The organism is Microbacterium sp. Se63.02b (assembly GCF_014171575.1).
In the GTDB taxonomy this organism is placed as follows: Bacteria; Actinomycetota; Actinomycetes; order Actinomycetales; family Microbacteriaceae; genus Microbacterium.
Genome location: NZ_CP050453.1, coordinates 1,930,713 through 1,947,802 on the forward strand (window position 1 = coordinate 1,930,713; position 17,090 = coordinate 1,947,802).

General features: G+C 67.9%; 9 protein-coding genes and 3 pseudogenes. 8 read left to right on the forward strand and 4 right to left on the reverse strand.

Going from position 1 to position 17,090, the window contains the following annotated elements; all coding sequences use genetic code 11:
* Positions 1–34 precede the first annotated feature (34 nt).
* The 3 genes from G4G29_RS09505 to G4G29_RS09510 are packed head-to-tail and all read left to right on the forward strand — an operon-like array spanning position 35 to position 1,722.
* The gene (locus G4G29_RS09505; RefSeq protein WP_244632563.1) at positions 35–706 is read left to right on the forward strand and encodes a transglycosylase SLT domain-containing protein; all 672 of its coding nucleotides are present in this window, start codon (positions 35–37) and stop codon (positions 704–706) included.
* 9 nt (positions 707–715) lie between these two features.
* Complete coding sequence (locus G4G29_RS21840) at positions 716–1,003, forward strand: hypothetical protein (protein ID WP_244632564.1); 288 nt, start codon at positions 716–718, stop codon at positions 1,001–1,003.
* Between the two features lie 2 nt (positions 1,004–1,005).
* Complete coding sequence (locus G4G29_RS09510; protein ID WP_183152796.1) at positions 1,006–1,722, forward strand: alpha/beta hydrolase; 717 nt, start codon at positions 1,006–1,008, stop codon at positions 1,720–1,722.
* A gap of 12 nt (positions 1,723–1,734) precedes the next feature.
* On the opposite strand, the gene G4G29_RS09515 is transcribed toward G4G29_RS09510, so the two are convergent.
* Positions 1,735–2,796 (reverse strand): AI-2E family transporter, encoded by a 1,062-nt coding sequence (locus tag G4G29_RS09515; RefSeq protein ID WP_183152627.1) that lies wholly within the window; start codon positions 2,794–2,796, stop codon positions 1,735–1,737.
* Positions 2,797–2,976: 180 nt separating this feature from the next.
* Here G4G29_RS09515 and G4G29_RS09520 point away from each other — a divergent pair, with 180 nt between their 5' ends.
* Together G4G29_RS09520 and G4G29_RS09525 are read left to right on the forward strand one after the other, a co-directional pair.
* Positions 2,977–4,917: a glycosyl transferase gene (locus tag G4G29_RS09520; protein ID WP_183152628.1), complete on the forward strand. Its 1,941-nt coding sequence runs from the start codon at positions 2,977–2,979 to the stop codon at positions 4,915–4,917.
* Positions 4,914–5,837, forward strand: a complete 924-nt coding sequence (locus tag G4G29_RS09525) for a tetratricopeptide repeat protein (protein ID WP_183152629.1) — start codon at positions 4,914–4,916, stop codon at positions 5,835–5,837. The genes G4G29_RS09520 and G4G29_RS09525 overlap by 4 nt, the downstream gene beginning before the upstream one ends.
* 29 nt (positions 5,838–5,866) lie before the next feature.
* Here the strand turns inward: G4G29_RS09525 and glgB are convergent.
* The 3 genes and pseudogenes from glgB to glgX form a co-directional block, all read right to left on the reverse strand.
* A pseudogene (gene glgB / locus G4G29_RS09530) lies at positions 5,867–8,070 on the reverse strand (1,4-alpha-glucan branching protein GlgB).
* On the reverse strand, positions 8,067–10,112 hold the full coding sequence (locus G4G29_RS09535; protein WP_183152630.1) for an alpha-1,4-glucan--maltose-1-phosphate maltosyltransferase: 2,046 nt from the start codon (positions 10,110–10,112) through the stop codon (positions 8,067–8,069). Before G4G29_RS09535 ends, glgB begins: the two are co-directional and overlap by 4 nt.
* Positions 10,113–10,203: 91 nt before the next feature.
* On the reverse strand, positions 10,204–12,276 hold the full coding sequence (glgX, locus tag G4G29_RS09540; RefSeq protein ID WP_183152631.1) for a glycogen debranching protein GlgX: 2,073 nt from the start codon (positions 12,274–12,276) through the stop codon (positions 10,204–10,206).
* A gap of 100 nt (positions 12,277–12,376) precedes the next feature.
* Between glgX and G4G29_RS09545 the strand changes: the two are divergent.
* From G4G29_RS09545 to ligA, 3 genes and pseudogenes are all read left to right on the forward strand, one after another.
* Positions 12,377–13,549 (forward strand): annotated as a pseudogene (locus G4G29_RS09545) (cysteine desulfurase family protein).
* Positions 13,550–13,558: 9 nt separating this feature from the next.
* Positions 13,559–14,656 (forward strand): tRNA 2-thiouridine(34) synthase MnmA, encoded by a 1,098-nt coding sequence (gene mnmA / locus G4G29_RS09550; RefSeq protein ID WP_183152632.1) that lies wholly within the window; start codon positions 13,559–13,561, stop codon positions 14,654–14,656.
* A gap of 39 nt (positions 14,657–14,695) precedes the next feature.
* Positions 14,696–17,027, forward strand: a pseudogene (ligA, locus tag G4G29_RS09555) (NAD-dependent DNA ligase LigA).
* The last annotated feature ends 63 nt before the right edge of the window (positions 17,028–17,090 follow it).

Sequence of the window (17,090 nt, forward strand, 5' to 3'; positions counted from 1 at the left end):
TAGACTGTCCCTCATCGTGAACTCCCGAAACGACATGAATCTCGAAAGAAGCGTCTCTTCGCCGGTGCCCGCAGCGAAGGTGAGTTCGGCGCGCTCCGATGCCCGGCGGTGGTCACGCCGCCGCGGAGTCGTCAGTGTGTTCAGCGCCCTCGCCGTCGTCGGATTCGCCGGCGCGCTCGTCGCACCGACGGGAGTGGCACTCGCGGAGCCCGTGCAGGCGGATGCTCCCGATTCCGCGTATTCGCTGGCCCTCGCAGACACGCAGAACCTCACGGTCACCGTGAGCGGAGCGGCCATCACCCCGGTCGAGCGCGGCACCTTCGAGGTGTACGTCAAGCCGAAGCCCAAGCCGAAGCCCGCGCCGACGGTGGCGTCGACCTCCAAGGGCGGCTCCTCCGGCGGTTCCTCGCTGCCCCCGTACTCCGGTGGGGGAGCACCCGCGGAGTGGATGGCCGCGGCGGGTATCGCTCAGAGCGACTGGCAGTACGTCGACTACATCGTGTCGCGAGAGAGCGGGTGGAACCCGAACGCGACGAACTCGTCGTCCGGTGCCTGCGGCCTCGTGCAGGCGTTGCCGTGCAGCAAGGTGCCAGGCAACGGGTACAACCCCGTCGACAACCTGCGGTGGGCCACGGGATACGCCACGGGACGGTACGGCAGCTGGGCCGGCGCGTACAACTTCTGGACCAACAACCACTGGTGGTGAGCAGGCGCGATGCCACGCTCCCGCAGACGCCCTCCGGCGCGCCCTGACACCGACGACTCGTTGGACCGACTGCTCGCCGGATGGAAGCGATCCGAGACCCGACGCGGCAGTGAGTGGACGGTGCAGCCCGTCTCCGCCGCGCAGGCGCAGAAGGACTACCTGTGTCCGGGGTGCGGGCGACAGATCGAGGCAGGCACGGCTCACCTCGTGGCGTGGCGGGCTGACGGCGTCTTGGGCGATGCGGCGGACCTCGCCGCTCGGCGGCACTGGCACACACACTGCTGGAGGATGGCATGAGCATGGAGATCCGAGGACCCCTGGAACTCCCGGCGGTGCGTGAGGACATCGAACTGGTCACCGCGGATGGTCTCACCCTGGTCGGTGGACTCGCTCTGCCGGAGGGCGCGACGCCCGAGGCGACTCTGGTGACCCTGCATCCGCTCCCGACAGCGGGCGGGTTCATGGACTCGCACATCATCCGCAAGGCGGCGGCTCGGCTGCCTGCGCTCGCTGATCTGGCGGTCCTGCGGTTCAACACCCGGGGAACGACGTCCCCTCGCGGCACGAGCGACGGAGCGTTCGACGGCGGCGCTGCGGAGAGGCTCGATGTCGCCGCGGCGATGGACTTCGTGCAGGAGCGTTCCCTTCCGCGCCCCTGGCTGCTCGGATGGTCGTTCGGCACGGAGCTCGCTCTGAAATACGGCAGGGAGCACGCCATCGAGGGCATCATCCTGCTCTCCCCGCCGTTGCACCGGGCCACCGATGCGGAGGTCGCGGCATGGGCCGATAGCGAAGTGCCGGTCGTCGTGCTCGTCCCGGAACTGGACGACTATCTGCGTCCGGCGGAGGCCCGTGAGCGATTCGCATCCATTCCGCATGCGCAGCTGATCGCGGTGGAAGGGGGCAAGCATCTGTGGGTGGGGGAGTCGCAGACGCGGCGGGTTCTCACCGAGATCGTCGCGGCGGTCAACCCCTCAGCGCTGCCCCTGGCCACGCACTGGCCGCCGGTCGATTGAGCAGTTCCCGGTTCACAACTCGTTCATGCGCGGGATGAGCACCTGCCGGTAGAGGATCAGGATGCTCGCTGCCACCGGGATCGCGATGAGCGCACCCAGGAGTCCGAGCAGACTTCCCCCGGCGAGAGCTGCGACGACGACGACGGCGCCGGGCACGGCCACGGCCCGGCTCATGATGCGCGGGGAGATCACATACGCCTCGATCTGCATGTAGATCAGGTAGTAGATGGCTGCGGCGATCGCGATGCCGGGAGAACCCAGACCCGGGATCAGGCACACCAGGACGATGATCGTCGAACCGGTGAGGGTGCCGACGAGCGGGATCAGCGAGAAGAAGAACGCGATGATCGCCAGGACCGCCGGGAACGGGGCATCGATGATCGTGAGGTAGATCGCGCTGAGCACGCCGTTGATCACGCCCTGGGTGACCTGGCCCATGACGTAGTAGCCCACGGAATCGGTGATCTGCTCCGACAGGTCGATGAAGCGATCGCGTTTCGACGCCGGTGCCAGCTGGTACACGGCCCGCTTGAGCGACGGGGTGGAAGCCGTCAGGTAGATCGTCAGGATGAGGACGATGAAGGCGCCGAACAGTCCGCTGAGAACGGCGCCGCTGGCGACGAGGACTCCCTGGCCGATGGAACCACCGATCTCGGCGAGGTTCGTCGTCAGCCAGTCCGTCACGTAGGTGAACACGTCGTCGACCAGCAGGTTCGGGAAGGTGTCCTGCATCCACTCCTTGAGATCGGGGATCAGGTTCCCCCGGGAGACGATCGCCGAGATCTGCGCGATCAGCTGCGAGATCTGGTCGACGAGCACCGGGAGGATGATCAGCACGATCCCGCCGAACACCGCGAGGACCGCGAGGATCGTGACCAGCACGGCCAGCCAGCGGGGGAGTCTGCGACGTTCGAGGAAGGAGACGAGTGGGTCGAGTCCCAGACTCAGGAACAGCGCGGTGCCGACGTAGAGCAGGACGCTCGACAACGTCTGCACACTGCTGATGAGGAGGATGCCCAATCCCACGCCGAGAGTCGCCACCAGGGCAGTGCGGAAGGGATTGTGGATCTTCATCTGTCGACTCCTCGAAACGGATTCAGCAAGGGTATCGAGGTGCTCCTCCGCGAGGTCGGCGACGTGCCGATCCTGCCCGCACTGCATCTGCTCGTGGGCAACACACAGGTGATTTCGCTAGTCTGAAATGTCGAGTGTTGCGTCGCGGGTGGATGTCCGTGATGCGTGAGGAGACTATTCGTGCGTTTCGTATGGGCCGTGGTGGCCTTCGTGCTGGCTGCGGTGCTCATCGGGGCCGGGATCGCCCAGCGCACCCTGTTCATCGGGCCCGATTCGCAGCAGACGCAAGTCGCGATCGATGAACCGGCGCCTTTCGTCCTGCTTGACGGCGACGTGCTCAGGACGAACCCCGGCGCACAGACGCTCATCGTTCGCGGCCAAGGCGATGTCTTCGGCAGCTACGGCCGCACCGCAGACATGCAGGCATGGCTCGCCGACTCCGACTACAACCACGTCACCGTCGACGACGACGGAGAGTTCGTCGTCGAGCACGTCACTGCGCAGGAGTCCTCGGATCAGGCCGATGGCGGTGATGGCGAAGCGCCGACGGACGAGACCGCCGGACGCGATCCTCGAGGCTCGGATCTGTGGCTGGACTCCTTCGACAAGGAGAACCGCCTCGTCGCCGACAACATGCAGCTCCCCGAGGGGACCAGCATGCTGATCGCCTATGACGGAACCCAGGACGCACCCGACGACATCGTCGTGTCCTGGCCGCTGGACAACACCACTCCGTGGGCGGGTCCGCTCATGGTCGCCGGTGGGCTCGTTCTCCTCGTCGGCCTCATCCTGTACGTCCTCGCGATCCGCCATCAGCGCCGCGGACGTGGTCCCCGCCGCAAGGGCCCCGGCCCGCTTCCGGTGACCGAACCGATCGACGTCGCCGTGCTCCCGCCGGAAGAGCGGGCGGCGATCGAGGCGCCCGAGGAGAAGCCCGATTCCCCGGCTCCTGCCGAGCGAGACGAGGTGCGCGACACCGAGATCGAGGACGCGGAGATCGTGGACGACACCAAGGGATCCGATTCGAAGAACGCCATGCGTGCGGTTCGGCCTGCTCGCCGCCGCAGACTGCTCGTGATTCCCGCGCTCGGCCTCACGGCGCTCCTCGCCGCGGGATGCTCCGCTGAATCCTGGCCGCAGCTGGGCGACGTCTCGGCGTCTCCTTCACCCAGTCCCACGGTGATCGCTCCCGAGAACCAGAAGCCGCCTGCTGTCACGGAGGCGCAGGCCAAGCGCATCCTCCAGACGGTCTCCGACACTCTGGTCGAAGCCGATACCGCTCGCGACGCCGACCTTGCGGCGACGCGTCTGGACGGCCCGGCTCTCGCGGCGCGGACCACCGAGTATGCACTGCGCACCAAGCTGCCGGACACGGCTCCTCCCGCAGCGATTCCGACCGACGACTTCGAGGTGGTGCTGCCCGAAGCGACCGATCGCTGGCCGCGCACGGTGCTCATGCTCTCGAAGAGCACGGGCGACGACACGGTTCCTCCCGTGCTGCTCATGATGACCCAGGCTGACCCGTGGGCGAACTACAAGGTCAGCAACATGGCCGAGATGTCGGCGGATGCCGTGTTCCCCGATGTCGCCGCCACCTGGCTCGGAACGTCGCTCGTGCCCTCCGATTCCGCCTTCCTGACAGTCCCCCCGGCAGAGCTCGCTCCCGCTTTCGCCGACGTCGTCGATGCGGGGGAGTCGAGCGAGTTCTACGGGCTGTTCGACGACCTCTCGCTCAACCTCGCTCAGTCCATCAAGGACAGCCGCCAGGCCGTCGTGCAGGGTCTGGCGGACAAGGGCGCATCCAAGACCTCGAAAGCCGCATTCGACATGGCTCCGACGACGGCCGAGCCGATCTCCATGACGACCCTGGACAGCGGCGCGATCGTGGCGATCTCGATGACCGACACCGAGACGGTGACGCCCACGGCTTCGGATGTGGTCATCCGGTTCGGTGACAACGCACAGGCCAAGGCTCTGACGGGTGCGACCGAGTCGGCGAAGGGCGTCGAGACGACCTACGAATTCCAGCTCTTCTTCTCCGTCCCCGCACAGGGATCGACGGAGCAGATCAGGCTCCTGGCTGTGCACCAGGACCTCCTCTCGGTGAAGGTGATCAAATGAGTGAAATCTCTCCGTCCGCGCTGCGCGGCGCGGTCGACCTGTCAAGCCTGCGCAATCGTCCTGCGTCGTCGGCCGAGGGATCCCCGGCACCGAATGTCGTGGACGTCGTGGTGGATGCGACCGATGAGACGTTCGGTCAGATACTCGAGCTCTCCCGCACCGTTCCGGTCGTGGTGGACCTGTGGGCCGAGTGGTGCGGGCCGTGCAAGCAGCTCAGCCCCATCATCGAGAAGGTGACGCGCGAGCTCCAGGGGCGCGTCCTGCTCGCCAAGGTCGACGTCGACGCGAACCCGCAGCTCGCGCAGAGCTTCCGCGCGCAGTCGATCCCGATGGTCGTGGCGCTGATCGCTGGCCAGCCCGTCCCGATGTTCACCGGTGCGGTGCCGGAGCAGCAGGTGCGCGACGTGTTCGCCCAGCTGCTGCAGGTCGCTGCGCAGAACGGTGTCACGGGTTCGCTGTCGGTCGCGGAGCAAGGAGAGGCTCCGGCCGCTCCCGCCGAGCCGGAACTGCCGCCGTTGCATGCCGAGGCGTTCGCGGCGATCGAGACCGGCGATTACGCGGCCGCGATCCGCGCATACGAGAAGGCGCTCGCAGAGAACCCGCGCGACGAGGATGCTCGCGCCGGGCTCGGTCAGGTGCGTCTGCTCGACCGCGTGCAGGGACTCGACCTCCAGGCGGCGCGCGATGCGGCAGCTGCGGCGCCCCTCGATGTGCAGGCGCAGTTCGACGTGGCCGACCTCGATCTCTCGGGTGGACATGTCGAAGACGCCTTCGCCCGTCTGCTCGACCTGTTCGCGCAGCTGCCGTCTGAGGAGCGCACGCCCGTGCGAGAGCGGCTGATCGAGCTGTTCGGCCTGGTGGGCGCCGCCGATCCGCGCGTGGTGTCCGCCCGCAACCGATTGTCGTCGCTGCTGTTCTAGAACGCGTCGGGCGGCAGAGCAGAGGGTCGTCAGCCGTGATTCACGGTCGGCACGTGCGGGTCGGACTGGTGGCGCAGCCACAGAGTCGTCAGCGCGGGCAGCGTGATGGTGGCTGTCGGACTCCCGCCGTCTGCGGATCCGGCGTACACCATGCCCAGGTTGCCGGACCCGCGGCCCCCGTACTCGGCGGCGTCGGTGTTGAGCACCTCCTGCCAGACGCCCTCACGCGGGAGCTCGAGCGGGTGTGCCGTCAGCTCCGTGCCTGCGAAGTTGCTGACGACGACGAGTCGACCTCCGTGCGCGTCACGTCGCTCGAAGGCGATCACGGACGGATCCCAGGTCGGTGCGCCGAGCCGACGGAATGACGAAGCCTCGTTGTCGCGCTCCCACAGTGGCGCCTGGGCGCGATAGGTGCGGTTCAACGCGCCGACGAAGTCCTGAAGCTGTGCGTGCGACGGCTGGTCGAGGAGCCACCAGTCCAGTTGGCGCGCCTCCGACCACTCGGCGAGCTGCCCGAACTCCTGCCCCATGAACAGGAGCTTCTTTCCCGGGTGACCCCACATGTAGGCCAGGTACGCACGCGTGTTCGCGAGCTTGTGCCAGTGATCGCCTGGCATCTTCGCGAGAAGGCTTCCCTTTCCGTGCACGACCTCGTCGTGGCTGATGGGAAGCAGGTAGTTCTCGCCGAACGCGTAGACGAACGAGAAGGTCATCTCTCCCTCGTGATGCGAACGGTACATCGGGTCGCGCGCGATGTACTGGAGCGAGTCGTTCATCCAGCCCATGTTCCACTTGAACCCGAAGCCCAGACCGGCGTGATCGGTGGGTGCAGTGACGCCGGGGAAGCTCGTCGACTCTTCCGCGATCATCATGATCCCCGGATGCAGTCGGTACGCGGTCGCGTTGACCTCCTGCAGGAAGCGGATCGCTTCGAGGTTCTCGCGGCCGCCGTGGATGTTCGGCTCCCACTCGCCGGCGGCCCTGGAGTAATCGAGGTACAGCATCGAGGCGACGGCGTCGACGCGCAACCCGTCCACATGGAACTCCTCGAGCCAGTAGAGGGCGTTGGCGACGAGGAAGCCGCGGACCTCCGGTCGCCCGTAGTCGAAGATGAGCGTTCCCCAGTCCTGATGTTCCCCTCGGCGGGGATCCGGATGCTCGTACAGCGCCTGGCCGTCGAAGCGCGCCAGCGCGAAGGCATCCTTGGGGAAGTGTCCCGGCACCCAGTCCATGATCACGCCGATGCCGGCCTGGTGGAGGCGGTCGATCAGGTAGCGCAGATCATCGGGGGAGCCGAATCGGCTCGTCGGAGCGTAGTACCCGCTGACCTGGTAGCCCCAGGAACCGCCGAACGGGTGCTCGGCGAGGGGCATGAACTCCACGTGGGTGAACCCTGAATCCGTCACGTGCTGGATCAGCGGCGCTGCGAGCTCGCGGTACCCGAGTCCCTCGCGCCATGAGCCGACGTGGACCTCGTAGACCGACAAGGGCTGCGCGACGGCGTGGGTCGCCGCGCGGCGGGTCATCCACGCCCCGTCCGACCACGCATACGACGATGCGGTCACGACGGATGCCGTGTTCGGCGGAACCTCGGCGGCGAGAGCCATGGGGTCGGCCTTCAGGATCCACGCTCCGTCCCGCGTGCGGATCTGGTACTTGAACCGCGTGCCGATCGGGAGGTCGGGGATGAACAACTCCCAGACGCCGCTCACCCCCATGGAGCGCATCGCGTGCGCCTCGCCGCTCCAGTCGTCATGGTCGCCGACGACGCGGACGGCGGTGGCGTCGGGCGCCCAGACCGCGAACGAGGTGCCCTGCTCGCCGTCGAGCGTCCGCGGGTGTGCTCCCAGCGCCTCCCAGAGCCGCTCGTGTCGTCCTTCCGCGATCAGGTGCAGGTCCAGGTCGCCCAGAGTGGGGCGATGACGATAGGGGTCGCCCGAGAGGGTCTCCTCGTGGTCGGCGTACTTCGTCGCGACCCGGTACGGCAGCGGGGACCGACATGCTGCGCCTCCCAGATCCCGTGCGCGACGTGCGCGAGTTCGAGCCTGCTGCCGTCGCCGAACACCGCGGCCACCTGCGCGGCGAGTGGGCGTCGCACGCGGATCACCGTCACCGTGCGATCGGCGGCGTCCTTGCGGGCGTGTGCACCGAGCACGGAGTGCGGGTCATGGTGGGTCGCCGCGGCGATCGCCTCCCACTCGGTGGATGCCGCGACGTCTTCCGCGTAACTCATGATCGCTCCCTCACCTTCAGGATGTGCACCGGCTCGGCGAAGGCGTCGAGCCGCACGTAGTTGTGGTCGCTCCAGGTCCACACCGCCCCGGTGAGGAGATCTTCCACCTCGAACCGATCGCCGAGCGGCACACCCCATCGCGTGGTGTCGAGGTGGACGGTCGTCTCGCGCACCGAGTGCGGATCGACGTTGGCGACCACGATGATGGTGTCTGCACGACCGGTCCCGGTGAAGGGCGCGTCGAGGTGCTTGCTGTAGACGAGCACGGCGTCGTCGTCGCTCCAGTGCGTCGAGAAGGTGCGGAGCTGCCGCAGCGCCGGGTGGTCTCGCCTGATTTCGTTGAGACGGCGGAGCAACGGCGCGAGGGACTCGCCTCGCGCCTCTGCGCCGTTCCAGTCCCGGAACTTGTACTCGTACTTCTCGTTGTCGATGTTCTCTTCGGAGCCGGGACGCGCCACGTTCTCGAACAGCTCATATCCCGCATACACGCCGTACACCGGACCGGCCGTGGCCGCGATGCAGGCGCGGATACGATACGCGGCCCTTCCGCCGAACTGCAGGTACTCGGTCAGGATGTCGTGCGTGTTCACGAAGAGGTTCGGACGCATGTAGTCGGCTGTCTCGTGCGACACGGAGGTGAGGAATTCTTCGAGCTCTGTCTTGGTGTTGCGCCAGGTGAAGTAGCTGTAGCTCTGCTGGAAGCCCACGGCGGCGAGTGCGCGCATCACGGCTGGTCGGGTGAATGCCTCGGCGAGGAATATCACGTCGGGATCGACCGCGTTCACTTCTGCGATGAGCCATTCCCAGAACTGCAGAGGCTTGGTGTGCGGATTGTCGACGCGGAAGATCTTCACCCCCTGACCGACCCAGTGCTGCACGATCCGCAACATCTCTGCGGCGATCCCCTCCGGATCGTTGTCGAAGTTCAGGGGGTAGATGTCCTGGTACTTCTTCGGGGGGTTCTCCGCGAAAGCGATCGTGCCGTCGGGGAGCGTCGTGAACCATTCGGGATGTGCGCTGACCCACGGGTGGTCCGGGGATGCCTGGAGCGCGAGATCCAGGGCGACCTCGAGCCCCTCCTTCTGTGCTGCGCGGACGAACGCGCGGAAGTCTGCCGGCGTGCCCAGGTCGGGGTGTATCGCATCGTGGCCGCCCGCTGCGGATCCGATCGCGTAAGGGGAGCCGGGGTCGCCGGGCTCAGCGACCAGAGTGTTGTTGCGCCCCTTGCGATGGGTGGTGCCGATCGGGTGGACGGGCACCAGGTAGACGACGTCGAACCCCATCGCTGCGACCTCGGGGAGGCGCTTCATAGCCGTGCGGAAGGTCCCGCTTTTCACGGTGCCGTCTTTCAGGCGACGGGCGCCTTCCGACCGCGGGAAGAACTCGTACCAGGCGCCGGTTCCCGCCGCGAGGCGATCCACGTTCACCGTCTGATCGGAGGAGGCGGAGCGCAGGCTCGTCACAGGACGTTCGCGGAAGATCTGCACGAGTCGCGCATCCGTCGAGACGGCGAGCGTCGTGTCGGCCTTGCCGCTGCGCAGCGCCAGAGCGACGTCGCCCAAGTGCTTCCGTTGCGCGGCGGGACGGTCCTTCTCGGTGGCCGCCCGAGCGAGCAGATCGGCCCCGAGGGCCGCCATGACGGGCACGTCGACCGCCGCTCTCACCTTGAGCTCGGCGGCGTGCGCCCAGGTCGCGAAGTCATCAGAGAAGGCCTCGAACCGGAACCGCCACGCGCCCTGCTCGTCGAGAGCGATGTCCGTCGACCAGGTGTCGGTGCCGTCGTCACGCGGCGAGAGTCGATGAAGAGTCTCTTCGCCGGACGGCGACGTGAGCCGGACGTGTACACCGATGATGTCGTGGCCCTCTCGAAACGAGGTCACGCTGAACGGGACGACTTCGCCGACGAAGGCCTTGGGCGTGAACCCGCCTGGCACAGCGGGCGATGGCTGCAGCAGGGGTATGCGCGTCGTCCGGAGTACGCCGGGCGTATCGGCGTCATCCGCGGCGCGCGGCGGGATCTGAGAGGGACTCCGGAGAGTCATGGACCGAGTTCCAGCACGTGCAGGCACATCCCGAATGTACCGCGCGGAGGAGGTCACGGGTAGCGCGCGGCGCGGTGCGTCGGCGCGGGTCTCACTCGACGCGGAAGAGCCTCATCGAGGTACCGGACACCGGGAGGACATCACCAGGTGCGAAGACCTCCTCCTCATCGGTCGGGCGCTCCAGAGCACTCGACCACAACGACACGAAGCGCGTCGCATCCTCGATCTCGTCGGGCAGACGCACGTCGATCGGAGACTCGGTGCCGTGCACGATGAGCAGGATACGGTTGTACGCCTCGGTGTCCGGAGTGGATGCGGCGACGTACTGCAGCGTGCGGTTGCCGGGGTCCGCCCACTGTCCCTGTTCCATCGTCTCGCCGTTCTGGTCGTACCAGTCCATGACGGAGGCGTTGGGGATGTGCTCGCCGAGGCGTGCGTAGCGGCTGGGTCGGAGCGCCGGGTTGTCCTGCCGGAGCCGGATGAGGCGGGAGACGTGAGCGCGGAGGTCTTCCTGCCACGGTTCGAACTCCCAGGCGAGCCACGTCAGCGCGGAGTCCTGCGCGTAGGCGTTGTTGTTGCCACGTTGCGTGCGTCCGACCTCGTCTCCTGCCGTCAGCATCGGGATGCCTGCCGAGAGCAGGAGAGTGCCGAGGAGGTTCCGCATGGCCTTTCGCCGCGCTGCCAGGATCGTCGGATCGTCGGTCGGCCCCTCGATGCCGTGGTTGAAGGCGCGGTTCATGTCGGCGCCGTCGCGGTTCTGCTCTCCGTTCGCCTCGTTGTGCTTCACGTCGTACGACACCAGGTCGTGCAGGGTGAAACCGTCGTGAGCCGTGACGAAGTTCACGCTGGCGAGCGGGCCCCGATCCTCGCTGAACGTGTTGGAGGATCCGGCGAGGCGGGTGGCGAACCCGCCGATGCCCACGGGCGCCGATGCGCGTCGTGCGTAGTCGATGTCGCTCAGCCAGAAGTTGCGCACCCGGTCGCGGTAGCGATCGTTCCACTCGTGCCAGCCCGCCGGGAAGTTCCCGGTCTGCCAACCGCCGAGGCCGACGTCCCACGGTTCGGCGATGAGTTTGGTCTCGGCGAGGATCGGATCCGCCGCGATGGCAGCGAGGAGCGGGTGGTCGGGCGTGTACGTGTGAGTGTCGTCCCGCGCGATCGCCGTGGCGAGATCGAACCGGAAGCCGTCGATCTGCATCTCCTGTGCCCAGTAGCGGAGCGAGTCCAGCACCAGTCGCGCCCCGGCATCGGTCGCGGTGTTGAGGGTGTTCCCGCAGCCCGTGGTGTCGACGTAGACGCCGGACTCGTCCTGGCGGTAGTAGTTCGCGTTGTCGATGCCCCGCAGGCTCGAGCGGGGGCCGCCGATGCCCTCCTCAGAGGTGTGGTTGTACACCACATCGAGGATCACTTCGAGTCCGGCCTCGTGCAACAGGCGCACCATGCCCTTGAACTCGGCGAGCACGGCCTCCGGACCTTCCTTGCGGGCATCCTCCGTGGCATAGGCGGTGTGCGGAGTGAAGAAGTTGAGGGTGTTGTACCCCCAGTAGTTGGTCAGCCCACGCTCGAGAAGGCGGGGCTCCGGGACGAAGGCATGCACGGGGAGAAGCTCGATCGATGTGATCCCGAGCGAGCGGAAATGCGCGATCATCGCGGGATGGGCGAGACCGGCGTATGTGCCGTGCAGCGCCGGGGGAACGTCGGGGTGCCGCTTGGTGAGGCCCTTGAGATGTCCTTCATAGATGACAGTGCGGTCGAGGGGCACGCGTGGCTTCCTTGACTCTCCCCAGTCGAAGCCGTCCACGATGACGACGGATCGCCATTCCTCGTAGCCGTCACCCTGGGCGAGGCCGCGGGAGTAAGGGTCCAGGAGCAGCGTCTCGGGGTTGAAGGTGTTGCCGGGTCCGTGCGGACCACCCACGCGGACGGCGTAGCGGACCCCGGGCTGGAGCAGCGCCGTGGTGACTTCCCAGACGCCGCCAGCCAGGCGTTCGAGAGGCACTTCGTCCGTCGCCCAATCGAGGTCGGTGGCATCGAAGACCACCAGCTCCACGGACGAGGCGTTCTGCGACCAGACGCGCAGCGTTCCGACGCCGTCGTGCAGACGGACGCCGAGGTTGTCGAGGGCTGAGCCGCCGGGCGCGGCGAGGTCTCGGGACACGGGCATGAGTACACACTAGGCGCGATGTGTTGCCGTCTCATGACAGCCGGTACCGGGTTCCCGACGTGCGACCCCCCACGCCGCCGTTTCGCGAGAGAATCGAAGGATGCGGCACTATCTCGATCACGCAGCGACCACGCCGCTGCGCCCGGAAGCGCGCGATGCCTGGCTGCATGCGTCCGAGACCGTCGGCAACGCCTCATCGACGCACGCCGCGGGACAGGACGCCCGGCGCCTGCTGGAGGAGTCGCGCGAGCGCGCCGCAGCCGTGCTGGATGCCGAGCCGATCGAGATCGTGTTCACGTCGGGGGCACGGAGTCGATCAACCTCGCGCTGCAGGGCTTGTGGCACGCGCGCGCGAACGGCACATCGGCGATCGTGCTGCCGGATGCCGAGCATCACGCGACGATGGACACTGCGGCGGGTCTCGTCGATGACGGCGCGGAGTTGCGGCGGGTCCCGGTGACGGAGCAGGCGCGGATCGACCCGGCGCAGTTCGAGGGGCAGCTCGCGGGGCGGCCCTCGCCACCGCACTCGTCGCGAACAACGAAGCGGGCACGATCAACGAAGCCGCGTCGCTCGCTCGGGCCGCCGCCGGGGCCGATGTCCCGCTCCACCTCGATGCGGTCGCCGCTCTCGGACATCTTCCGCTGTCGTTCCGTGCTCTGCGGGGAGAGGCGGGCCCGGGCGTCGGACTCGTCGCGATGAGTCTCGCCGGGCACAAGATCGGCGCACCCGTCGGCGTCGGGGCGCTGGTGACCGCACGGACGGCGCGCCTGACGGCACTGCTGCGCGGCGGTGCACAACAGCGAGGGCTGCGTGCCGGGACGCAGGATGTCCCCGGTGCCGCGGCCTTCGCCACCGCGCTCGAGCTCGCCGAGGTCGAGCGCGAGGAGGAGGGGCGTCGACTGCGCACCCTGCGTGACCGACTCGTGAGCGGCATCCGGACCGCTGTGCCGGACGTCGTGCTCCTGGGCGACCAGACCGACCGCCTCCCGGGGAACGCGCACCTGCTCTTCCCCGGCGCGGTGGGGAGAGCCTGCTGTTCCTGCTCGATGTCGCGGGTGTGGCCGCGTCGACGGGGTCGGCCTGCCAGGCCGGCGTCGCCGAACCCTCGCATGTGGTCATGGCGATGGGACGAAGCGAACGGGACGCGCGCAGCGTGCTCCGGTTCTCGCTCGGCCGGACCTCGACCGACGCCGACGTCGATGCTGTGCTCGCCGTGATCGCGGACACCTACGCCCGCGCATCCGGCGCCGGCACAGGCGCACGCTCGTAGACTGGTGTCATGCGGATCCTTGCGGCCATGAGCGGTGGTGTCGATTCCGCCGTCGCGGCTGCCAGGGCCGTGGAGGCGGGGCACGACGTCGTCGGCGTGCATCTCGCGCTCTCCCGGGCCGGCGGAACCCTGCGCACGGGAAGCCGCGGATGCTGCACGATCGAAGACGCGCTCGACGCCCGTCGCGCCGCCGACATGCTCGGCATCCCGTTCTACGTGTGGGACTTCTCTGAGAGGTTCCGCGACGACGTGATCGCGGACTTCATCTCGGAGTACCAGGCCGGTCGCACCCCGAACCCGTGCATGCGCTGCAACGAGAAGATCAAGTTCGCCGCGCTGCTCGAGCGGGCGATCGAACTCGGGTTCGACGCGGTGTGCACCGGACACTACGCGACTCTCATCGACGGGCCCGACGGCCTCGAGCTGCACCGCGCCTCTGACAATGCCAAGGATCAGTCCTATGTCCTGGGAGTGTTGACGGCAGAGCAGCTCGCACACACCTACTTCCCGCTGGGGACCACTCCTTCGAAGGCCCTCGTGCGCGCTGAGGCCGAAGCGCGCGGCCTCAGCGTCGCCCAGAAGCCGGACAGCCACGACATCTGCTTCATCCCCGATGGTGATACGCGCGGCTGGCTCGCCGAGAAGGTGGGAACGGCCACGGGCGAGATCGTGGATCGCACGGGTGAGGTCGTCGGTGCGCACGAGGGCGCACACGCGTTCACGGTCGGTCAGCGGCGCGGTCTCAAGCTGGGCATTCCCGCGGCCGACGGCAAACCGCGGTTCGTCCTCGAGGTGCGCCCCGTCTCGAACACCGTCGTCGTCGGCCCCAAGGAGGCGCTCGCGATCGCCGAGATCGCAGGGGAGCGGTTCAGCTGGGCTGGAGCGGCGCCGAGAGAGTCGTCCTTCGAATGTCACGTGCAGATCCGCGCTCATGCGGAACCGGTGGCCGCGCGGGCTGTGGTGTCGGACTCGGGTGTCCGGGTCACTCCGGACGTGCCGCTCGACGGCGTTGCGCCCGGGCAGACCGCGGTCCTCTACATCGGCACGCGTGTGCTCGGACAGTTCACGATCGACACGACGGTGTCGGCTGTGCCCGTCGGCGCGTAGATCCTCTGCAGTGTCCGTACCCGCTCGTAGACTGACGGAGTGCCGGAGAACATCTCGCTGGAAGACGCCCGAATCGAAGCCGACGAGCTGACCACTCGCATCCTCGATGCGAAAGAGGCCTACTACGGCCACGACACCTCGATCGTCGACGACTTCACCTACGACGGGTGGATGCACCGCCTGGAGGAGCTCGAGCGTCTGCACCCCGAGCTTCAGGGGCAGGACTCGCCGACGCAGATGGTCGGAGCGGCAGAGGCAACGGGCCTCGCGACGATCGAGCATGCCGAGCGCATGCTCAGTCTCGACAACGTCTTCTCGGTCGATGAACTGCGGGAGTGGGCGGCGAAGACGAAGGCGTCTGCGGGGCGAGAGGTCGCCTGGCTCACGGAGCTGAAGATCGACGGGCTCGCGATCAACCTCCGCTACGAGAACGGGGTCCTGACCTCAGCCGCGACCCGTGGTGACGGTCGCGTCGGCGAGATCGTCACCGAGAACGCGCTGCGCCTCCCGGAGATCCCTCAACGTCTGAGAGGAGAAGGCCACCCCGAGATCGTCGAGGTGCGCGGCGAGGTGTTCATCCCCGTCGCCGCATTCGAGCGGCTCAACGCGGCGCAGGCGGCCTTCCGCGACCGCGCGTACGCCGATGCGCTCGAGCGGTGGGAGTCACGCGGTGGCGCGAAGAAGCCGTTCGACGAGGAGAAGGCGCGCACGGCGGCCGCTCGCCGATTCCCTGCGTTCGCGAACCCTCGCAATGCGGCGAGCGGTGGCCTTCGTCAGCAGATCGACAAGAAGAACGGCCTCGAGCTCGAGGCCGGGTTGCTGCGCATCGAGTCGCTCGCGCTCTATGTGCACGGCGTCGGGGCATGGGCCGATCCTCCTGTCGCTGCGCAGAGCGAGGTGTACGACCTGCTTGCGGAGTGGGGCCTGCCCACGAGTCCGCACAGCAAGGTGTGCCGCACGATCGACGAGGTGGTGGAGTTCGTCGAGTACTTCGGCGAACACCGTCACGACATCGAACATGAGCTCGACGGCATCGTCGTCAAGGTCGATGAACTCGAGCTGCACGACGAACTCGGGGCGACCAGCCGTGCGCCCCGCTGGGCGATCGCTTTCAAGTATCCGCCCGAGGAGGTGCAGACCACGCTGCTCGACATCGTGGTCTCGGTCGGGCGCACCGGTCGCGCGACACCGTTCGCCGTGATGGCGCCCGCACACGTCGCGGGGTCCGTCGTCCGCCAGGCCACCCTGCACAACAAGGACGTCGTCAAGGCGAAGGGGTTCTGATCGGCGATACCGTCGTCCTCCGCAAGGCAGGCGACGTGATACCGGAGGTGCTCGGTCCGGTGGTGGACAAGCGCGACGGCAGCGAGCGGGAGTTCGTCATGCCAGCCGAGTGCCCCGAGTGCGGAACGCCCCTCCGGGCGATGAAGGAGGGCGACATCGACCTGCGGTGCCCGAACGCCCGGTCCTGTCCTGCGCAGGTCCGCGGACGTGTCGAGCACATCGGCTCCAGGGGCGCCCTCGATGTCGAGGCGCTCGGCGAGGTGTCCGCAGCCGCGCTGACGCAGCCGACGTCTCCTGCGGTGCCTCCGCTCGAGACGGAGGCGGGACTCTTCGCGCTCACGCTCGACGAGCTCGTACCCATCGAGCTGTTCGTCCGCGACGCCGAGACCGGGCTGCCCAAAGAAGACGAAGACGGGCTCGTGAAGACGCGTGCCCCGTTCCGTCGGAATCCCACGGCGGCCGAGAAGAAGGCGGGTCTCGAGGGGCCTCAGCCGTCGTCGCAGGCGCTCACGCTGCTCGCCGAGTTGGAGAAGGCGAAGACCAAGGATCTGTGGCGTCTGCTCGTGTCCCTGAACATCCGTCACGTGGGCCCGGTCGCCGCGCGGGCTCTCGCCCAGTGGTTCGGCTCGCTCGACGCGATCCGGACCGCATCGCGAGAGGAACTCGCCGCGGTCGAGGGAGGGGCGGCATCATCGCCGACTCGCTGCTCGCCTGGTTCGAGGTCGATTGGCATCAGGACATCGTGCAGCGGTGGGCCGACGCGGGCGTGCAATGGACGACGCCCGGCCACCCCGGCCCCGGTGCCGCCGTCGCCGCCGGAGGTGTGCTCGAGGGACTCACCGTCGTCGCGACCGGTTCCCTCGACGGGTACACGCGCGACGGCGCGCAGGAGGCCATCATCAACGCCGGCGGGAAAGCCGCGTCCAGCGTGTCGAAGAAGACCGACTACGTCGCAGCGGGTCCGGGGGCAGGTTCGAAGCTCGCGAAGGCCGAGGAGCTCGGGCTCCGCATCCTCGACGCCGCACAGTTCCACATCCTGGTGACGCAGGGGCCCGACGCGCTCCCGCCCGTGACCGACGGGGTGTGATCGTCACCCAGGGCTGGCCGAGCGCGCGCCTCGACTCGCGCGGAGCGGAGAACCCCGCCCGCG

What these genes read in the sequence shown, in the direction of transcription:
- G4G29_RS09505 (WP_244632563.1), top strand. Translation starts at nt 35, where the DNA reads ATGAATCTCGAAAGAAGCGTCTCTTCGCCGGTGCCCGCAGCGAAGGTG.
- glgX (WP_183152631.1), bottom strand. Translation starts at nt 12,276, where the DNA reads ATGCCCGTGTCCCGAGACCTCGCCGCGCCCGGCGGCTCAGCCCTCGAC.
- G4G29_RS21840 (WP_244632564.1), top strand. Translation starts at nt 716, where the DNA reads ATGCCACGCTCCCGCAGACGCCCTCCGGCGCGCCCTGACACCGACGAC.
- G4G29_RS09525 (WP_183152629.1), top strand. Translation starts at nt 4,914, where the DNA reads ATGAGTGAAATCTCTCCGTCCGCGCTGCGCGGCGCGGTCGACCTGTCA.
- G4G29_RS09535 (WP_183152630.1), bottom strand. Translation starts at nt 10,112, where the DNA reads ATGACTCTCCGGAGTCCCTCTCAGATCCCGCCGCGCGCCGCGGATGAC.
- G4G29_RS09515 (WP_183152627.1), bottom strand. Translation starts at nt 2,796, where the DNA reads ATGAAGATCCACAATCCCTTCCGCACTGCCCTGGTGGCGACTCTCGGC.
- G4G29_RS09510 (WP_183152796.1), top strand. Translation starts at nt 1,006, where the DNA reads ATGGAGATCCGAGGACCCCTGGAACTCCCGGCGGTGCGTGAGGACATC.
- mnmA (WP_183152632.1), top strand. Translation starts at nt 13,559, where the DNA reads ATGCGGATCCTTGCGGCCATGAGCGGTGGTGTCGATTCCGCCGTCGCG.